2 protein-coding genes and 1 other annotated feature are annotated in these 3237 nt (G+C 25.7%); both genes read left to right on the top strand.

Going from position 1 to position 3237, the window contains the following annotated elements:
* Nucleotides 1-383 precede the first annotated feature (383 nt).
* Nucleotides 384-1496, top strand: a complete 1113-nt coding sequence (locus G3997_RS03405; RefSeq protein ID WP_296648122.1) for a hypothetical protein — start codon at nt 384-386, stop codon at nt 1494-1496.
* 276 nt (nt 1497-1772) lie between these two features.
* Nucleotides 1773-2286: a sequence feature (16S ribosomal RNA rRNA prediction is too short), on the top strand.
* Nucleotides 2287-2575: 289 nt separating this feature from the next.
* Entirely contained in the window at nt 2576-3082 is a 507-nt protein-coding gene (locus tag G3997_RS03400; RefSeq protein ID WP_296648118.1) for a thioredoxin family protein, read from the top strand.
* Nucleotides 3083-3237 lie beyond the last annotated feature (155 nt).

The following is a 3237-nucleotide window of genomic DNA, read 5'->3' as shown; positions in this document are numbered from 1 at the left end:
TATCAAAAAATTATAATTTTTAATATTATATTTTTAAAACATTAGTTTATTTCAATTAATTATATGATAATCAAAAGCCGCAGTTATTTAAACTGTAGCTTTTTCATGATATATTAATATGCTAATTTATATTTAATTTTTAAATATTTTCTTATAATTTTAATACATAAATATTATCCCCTTAACTTCTTTATATTCTATTTTTTATGACATACTTTTATTTCTAAAAATCTCACCTATAAATATATAATCTTTACTTTCTAGATTTTTACCTATTTTTTTATTAATATCATCATATTTTATAGTATTTTCTTGTTGAATGGTTTTAAAAGGTATTTTAATTTACAAGTTAAATTCATTTAATAGGGAGTGATATTAATAATATGAAAAAAATCTTTATTATTTTAAATATATTATCACTATTTATACTTACAGGATGTGAAAGTAGCAAAGATATAAATTATAATTCTGAGATTAGGGTTAATGGACCAGTATTAAAGATTTCATTAATTCAAACAGCTCATGAAATTTATAATACAAATATAGAAAATTCATATAAAGATTTATCTATTGAAAGTATATACTCAGAAACTTCAATAGATTCAAAAAAACATTATAAATGGTTAAATAAAACTTATAGCTCTATAGACGAAGATATGAAAAATAGACTTAAAAATATATTTGATTCTAATTCATCTTGGAATTATTTAAATTCAGTTATTGAGCTAAATGATGATGCTAATATTTATGATATAGTAAATACTATAAATTCTGATGAGTCTTTAAATTTATCTTCTGATTTGAAAAATGATATAGAATTATTTTTTAATTATTTTTATGATGAGCATTTTAAATCTTATTTTAATAAAAATAAATATACTTTAAATAAAAAAGCTTCTAAATTAAACAATCTACTATACGAAAATGACGTTGATATAGCAAAATTTATAGAAAATGTTACTAATATAAAACCAAATAAAGACTATGTTTATACTTTTTATTATAGTTTAAATCCTATATCTTATCAAAACTTTGAATACGATAATAATGTAGTATCTACAATTTCAGAATCTACAAATGTTAAAGATTTACTTAAAATTTCATTTCATAAATACTCTCATGACTTATTCGATACCTTTACTGACAGCCCTGAGTTTTTAAATGTATGTGATTTATTAAGGTCTGATGATAATTTAGTTTCTTTATATAAAGAAAGTGATAGTCACGCTTATAATTTTAATGATTGGTGTGAAGAAAATTTAATTGAAGGCTTTTCTAAGTATTTAGATTATAGATATTCTCAGTATGAATATGATTTTAGTAATTTTGTTTATGATTTGGATTTTTATAATTATTTAAAAGATATTAATTTTAATCCAGATAAGATTACTTTAGAGGATGCTAGCATTGAATTTTATAAAAAATTTTGTACATATTTAATTTTTATCTCAAAAGATATTCTAGATTTTCTAGACATAAAAATACTCCCTTCATGATGAAAGTTTTATTATTTTAACTGTCCACCATAAAGGGAGCATATCAAACTCCAATATGTCTAGATATTTTWAAGAAAAATTAAAAAAAATATAAAAAAATTCAAAAAAGTGTTGACCATATAAAAAAGAGATGATATAGTTATAAGTGTCCAAGAGAGATGGACAAAAAAGAACTTTGAAAATTAAACAGTAGGTTAATTTATAGAATTACAACTAACAAACCAAGCCAGATATTCAGATAATGATTAGTCTGAGCAGGTAACAACTTTTATTTGAGAGTTTGATCCTGGCTCAGGATGAACGCTGGCGGCGTGCCTAACACATGCAAGTCGAGCGATTCTCTTCGGAGAAGAGCGGCGGACGGGTGAGTAACGCGTGGGTAACCTGCCCTGTACACACGGATAACATACCGAAAGGTATGCTAATACGAGATAATATGCTTTTATCGCATGGTAGAAGTATCAAAGCTTTTGCGGTACAGGATGGACCCGCGTCTGATTAGCTAGTTGGTGAGGTAACGGCTCACCAAGGCGACGATCAGTAGCCGACCTGAGAGGGTGATCGGCCACATTGGAACTGAGACACGGTCCAAACTCCTACGGGAGGCAGCAGTGGGGAATATTGCACAATGGGCGAAAGCCTGATGCAGCAACGCCGCGTGAGCGATGAAGGCCTTCGGGTCGTAAAGCTCTGTCCTCAAGGAAGATAATGACGGTACTTGAAGAGAATTGTATATTTAATAAGTTTTCACTATTTATTTCATTTATTAAATCTATTATAGATGTTATTTTACTATTTTCTATATCTTTATCATTATATGTTCTTCTTGATACTCTTTTATCACAAGCTTTTATCCATTMTTAATTTTAATCCAGATAAGATTACTTTAGAGGATGCTAGCATTGAATTTTATAAAACTTGTGTAAAACAATAATACTAGCTTTTTTAATTTATTTATATCTTATATTTAGCTACCTTTAGTATATTTCTTTATTTAGTTTTATTAGTATAAAATTTATCACACTAAATAAGTATTTATGCTAGTATAAGTATATGACTATTTATTTTGGAGGTTTATTATGGTTGAAATGAGTCTTAAAGAACTATTTGAAGTTGGAAAAAGCTTTGAAAGTTCTGTAGGTGAAGGAACTAAGGGAGAAAGAGCTAGAATATTTAAAAACAATTCTAGATTAAACTTAACTGAAGAAATGATATCTTTTATTGAAAGTATTGATTGTGAAGTTAATTTTTTAGTATCAGGAGAAATATGGTGTCCTGATTTTCAGTTAAATGCTACAGTCTTAAAAAGATTTTTAGATTTAAATCCTAATTTTAATATGTCAGTAATAACTATGGCTCGTGGTAAAAAATTTATGGCACCTTTATTAGGTGTTGATAAAGAATCTTTTAAGGGACCATCTGTAGCAGTTTTAGATAAAGATTTTAATGTTTTAGGTTTATTTGAAGAAAGACCTAATGCAGTTCGTAAAATAGAAAACTTTGATGATATAAAATTAGATTATTATAAAGGTAAATATCTTTTAGATACAGTTAATGATTTCATACAAATATTAAAAGTAATATAATTTAAACTACTTATAAGTATCTTTTGCTTGTAAGTAGTTTTTTTGCATTATTTTATAAATGTTCTAATATATTTATCTATGTACAAGTTACAATATATAARATAGGTGATTTTTTGTACTCTTTAAATTTAGACATTACCTCGACTTTAATTTTA

It is taken from the genome of Romboutsia sp. 13368 (assembly GCF_018336475.1).
GTDB lineage: Bacteria > Bacillota > Clostridia > Peptostreptococcales > Peptostreptococcaceae > Romboutsia.
The sequence above is the reverse complement of the archived record's forward strand: the minus strand, read 5'-3'. Positions and strand labels throughout refer to the sequence as shown.